The organism is Bradyrhizobium sp. 31Argb, from assembly GCF_043638955.1.
In the GTDB taxonomy this organism is placed as follows: Bacteria; Pseudomonadota; Alphaproteobacteria; order Rhizobiales; family Xanthobacteraceae; genus Bradyrhizobium.
Window position 1 is genome coordinate 1 of sequence record NZ_JBEGDB010000505.1, and the last position, 2,613, is coordinate 2,613.

The following is a 2,613-nucleotide window of genomic DNA, read 5'->3' on the forward strand; positions in this document are numbered from 1 at the left end:
CAGCGATCCGATCACCTCAAAAGCTCTTGTGCCACGGGGGCCGTCCACATATGGGTCCCGGCTCAAGGCCGGGACGAGACTGGTGTAAAACGGAGCGGCAGTTACGGCCTTGTCGACATGTTACTTGGCGGGCCGACGTTACGGATCGGCTCGGCCAAGCGCGCGAATTCGCAGAGCAGCGATCGCGTCCGGCGAGGATCAATCACCTCCTCGACCCAGAACTTCTCGGCCGAGCGGAACGGCGAGCGCAGCTTGTTGAGGCGGTCCTCGATCTCCTTCAGCTTCGCCGCCGGATCGGGCGCGGCCTCGATGTCGGCGCGATAGGCCGCCTCGATGCCGCCCTCTAGCGGCAGCGAGCCCCAATAGGCCGACGGCCAGGCGTAGCGCATCGAGAAACGGTTGGCGGGCTGGTGCACCACCCCGGCGACGCCGAAGGCGTTGCGTACCATGATCGTGCACCAGGGCACGGTGCTCTGGTTGACCGCCGCCATCGCGCGCACGCCATGGCGGATGGTCGCGCTCTTCTCCGCCTCCAGGCCGATCATGAAGCCGGGGCAGTCCATGAGGTAGACCACCGGCAGATGGAAGGTCTCGGCAAAGTCGACCCAGCGGACCACCTTCTGGCAAGCTTCCGCGGTCCACGAGCCGCCATAGTGGAAGGGATCGCTCGCCAGCAGCAGCACCGCCCTGCCCTCAAGGCGCGCCAGGCCGACGATGATCGGCTTGCCGAAATTGGCACTCACCTCGAAGAACGAGCCCTTGTCGACGACCGCCTCGATGATCGGGCGCATCTTGTAGACCTGCCGGCGGTTGCGCGGCACCGCCTTCATCAGCGATTCCTCGGCTCGCTCAGGGTCGTCGCTGCAGGGAACGGTCGGCGGCAGCTCGAACACCGATTGCGGCAGATAGGACAGGAAGCGCCTCGCATACTCGAACGCCTCCTCCTCAGTGTCGACGGCCTGATCGATCGCGCCGGCGCGGGTCTGGATGTCGGCGCCGCCGAGCTCCTGTTTGGTCAGATCCTGTCCGAGCCGTTTCACCACCGGCGGGCCCGCGACGAACATCGCGGAGCTCTTCGTCATCACCGAATAATGCGTCGCCGCCAGGCGTGCCGCGCCAAGACCCGCGACCGAGCCAAGCCCGAGACCGACGACCGGCACGCGCGCGAGGTTGGCCGTCGTGTACCAGTACCAGCGCGTGCCGCCGACGCCACCCGGCAGGTTGGCGGCGCCGCGCGTCTCGATCGTCTTCACCGAGCCGCCGCCGCCGGAACCTTCGATCATGCGGATGATCGGCGACCGGAAATCATGCGCCATCTCCTCCGCCATCAGCGGCTTGGCGGAAATCGATGCATCGGCCGAGCCGCCGCGCACGGTGAAGTCGTCGCCGACTACGACCACCGGACGGCCGTCCACCTTGGCGCGGCCGAACACGCAGTTCGCCGGCGTTAGCTGCTTGAGCTCGTTGTTCTCGTCATATTCGGCGATCCCGGAAATGGCGCCGATCTCGTGGAAGGATTTCTGATCAACAATCTTGTCGATGCGCTCGCGAACGGTAAGCCGGCCTTGATCGCGCTGTCGTTTGACCTTCTCAACGCCTCCCATCTCCCGCGCGAACGCTTCGCGCCGGGCGAGTTCGTCGAGTTCCGGCTTCCAGTTCATTCCTTTCCTCCGCTTTTATGATCTTGTTATGGTTCACGGCTGCCGGAATGGATTTTCTCTCGATCCGGTTGTTGAAGATGCTGTTGTCGGCGCCTTCGAGCAGGCTGGCGAGTGCGGCACCGAGCTGCACCATTTGCGGCGCGACTTCCTTGTGCAGCCGCTTCTCGTCATACATCGCCGACAACAGGCCGATCGTCGCGACGACATAGGTCTGATATTGCGGCGACCATAGCGGCACTGCAACGCCGTTGATGTGCGGACTCCAGAGACCGCAGGCGACGACATAGCCGTGCTCGCGCAAGTGGCGACGATTGCCCTCGATGCGCGGCTTGAGCAGCTTCGCGCCTTCGGGAATCTCACGCTCCATCTCCGCGATCAGGGGGTTGCCGACCTCGGGCTCGAGCGCGGCCGTATAGGCATGGCCCGCGGCGGTGGTCGCCATCGAGATCCGGCTGCCGGTGACCTCATGCAGGCCGAGCGCGTTCGCCGAGCGCGCGTATTCGAGATACACGAGCTGGAAGCGATCGGGAATGACGAAGCCGACCGTGCCGGGCAATTGATCGGCGACGTCCTGCAGACGCTGACGGATCAGGTTGCGGAGCTGCAGGCCCTTCATCATCGCGGTGCTCATCGCCACCGCGCTCGGACCTATCCGATATTTCTGGTCGCGCGGCAGATGGACGAGCTGGCCCATCCGCGTCAGCGTGTGCGTGAGCCGCGACACTGTCGATCGCGGCAGGCCGCAACGATTCGATATTTCGAGATTGCCGAGCCGCGCCTCATGTCCCTCAAAACATCGGAGGACATCAAACGCGCGCGACACGACCTGGATCACGTCGCCCTCGCCTGCGAGATCGCTGGCGAGCATTCCTTGCCGGCTAGGCCGTGTGGACTCTTGGGATTCTCAAATCAGATTGAACGTGATTCAAGGCTTTCTTTTAGGAGGAAGCCT

At 64.3% G+C, this 2,613-nt stretch carries 2 protein-coding genes; both read right to left on the minus strand.

The features are described from left to right. Nucleotides 1–101 precede the first annotated feature (101 nt). Nucleotides 102–1,661, minus strand: a complete 1,560-nt coding sequence (locus AAFX91_RS40700) for an acyl-CoA carboxylase subunit beta (RefSeq protein ID WP_394570247.1) — start codon at nucleotides 1,659–1,661, stop codon at nucleotides 102–104. Then, on the minus strand, nucleotides 1,591–2,529 hold the full coding sequence (locus AAFX91_RS40705) for an IclR family transcriptional regulator (RefSeq protein ID WP_394570248.1): 939 nt from the start codon (nucleotides 2,527–2,529) through the stop codon (nucleotides 1,591–1,593). Before AAFX91_RS40705 ends, AAFX91_RS40700 begins: the two co-directional genes overlap by 71 nt. Nucleotides 2,530–2,613 lie beyond the last annotated feature (84 nt).

What these genes read in the sequence shown, in the direction of transcription:
- AAFX91_RS40700 (WP_394570247.1), bottom strand. Translation starts at nt 1,661, where the DNA reads ATGAACTGGAAGCCGGAACTCGACGAACTCGCCCGGCGCGAAGCGTTC.
- AAFX91_RS40705 (WP_394570248.1), bottom strand. Translation starts at nt 2,529, where the DNA reads ATGCTCGCCAGCGATCTCGCAGGCGAGGGCGACGTGATCCAGGTCGTG.